General features: G+C 41.0%; 1 protein-coding gene and 1 pseudogene. Both read left to right on the top strand.

The window, feature by feature from the left end; all coding sequences use genetic code 11:
- On the top strand, positions 1-406 hold a 406-nt coding region (locus R7Q38_RS23610), incomplete at its 5' end, for a cation:proton antiporter (RefSeq protein ID WP_318114493.1).
- Between the two features lie 407 nt (positions 407-813).
- Positions 814-1,033 (top strand): annotated as a pseudogene (locus R7Q38_RS25185) (transposase); the annotation flags it as partial.
- Positions 1,034-1,304: the final 271 nt, after the last annotated feature.

Raw genomic sequence — 1,304 nt, 5'->3', positions numbered from 1 at the left:
ATTTGAATTCCACAAAGAAGACTGGATTATGATGGCTATTTCAGTCCCTCTTGTACTAGCAGCTCGCTATCTAAGTGTATTTCTTTCTTACATAGGCTTTAAACGTTACAGAAAATACAACCCATGGTCAGTAAAAATTTTGACTTGGGGTGGCCTACGTGGCGGCCTAGCGCTAGCAATGGCACTTTCAATTCCATCAGGGATTTGGGTGGTTCAAGACAAGCTGATCGATGTAAAAGAGATCATCCTTGTAATGACCTATTCGGTTGTGGTGTTCTCTATCCTGATTCAAGGTTCAACCATTACACCAATGATTGAAAAGGCGAAAGCTGAAGAAAAAAAGATGGAAGATGAAAAGCTAGCTCAAAGCTCTTTAGCAGAACAAAGAGAACAAACTGAAGCCTAATTCCATTCTCCCCATATTTAAAAAGCAGCTTTAGGGCTGCTTTTTTATGCTCTAAAATTCGAAGACTTCACCAACAATATTATCTAGAAACCTCGCCGTTCTACTCTCCTCAGAGCGAAGCCCGAGCCTAATACCAATCTAAGTAAAAATATGAACTAATTGAGGCCATTCAGATGAAAATGAGACTGCTGGCCCTTGCTCATTTCAAATGATGGGTACTCACGCACACAAATCGCCAAGTTTCTCAAGGTAAGCCGAACCAGTGTCAATAAGTAGGTTTAAACCTTTCTTGAAGAAGGGCTGGAAGGACGGCAAGAAAAGCCAAGAATAGGAAGACCACCATTCTTAACTTCTGAGCAAAGAGAGCTGTTGAGCCAATACATAAAAGATAAAGCCAATGACTTTAAAATGTCAGTGTCATCAAACTTTCGCCCTATTCTCCAGAGCTAAACCCTATCGAACAAGTATGGCGTTGGTTGAGGTAACACTATTTATTTAGCCAATCAATATTTTACTGATTACGACGACATCATCTCCAAAGTCTGTGATGCATGGAATCGGTTTTTGGATAGCTCCAAAAGAGTCACCAAAATATCTTCGAGAAGATGGATAGACCTGACCAGTTAGTTTTCCAGATTGGAACAACCCCCTCTCATTTCCAGCTTGCGCTGAAATAAAAAAAGCCTCGCTATTTCTAGCGAGGCTTCTTAATTGTACAGAGAGTCTGGGTCGCGACCGACTTGGGATTTAATACAAATTCCATCTAATTTTCAAACGTCGAAAATGACGAAAGCCTGCAAATTACTTTGCAGGCTTTCTGTATAGTGGCGGAGAGATAGGGATTTGAACCCTAGATACGCTATTAACGTATGCCGGTTTTCAAGACCGGTGCTTTCAA

This window comes from Vibrio sp. Vb0598 (assembly GCF_033338935.1).
Taxonomy (GTDB): domain Bacteria; phylum Pseudomonadota; class Gammaproteobacteria; order Enterobacterales; family Vibrionaceae; genus Vibrio; species Vibrio alginolyticus.
The sequence above is the reverse complement of the archived record's forward strand: the minus strand, read 5'-3'. Positions and strand labels throughout refer to the sequence as shown.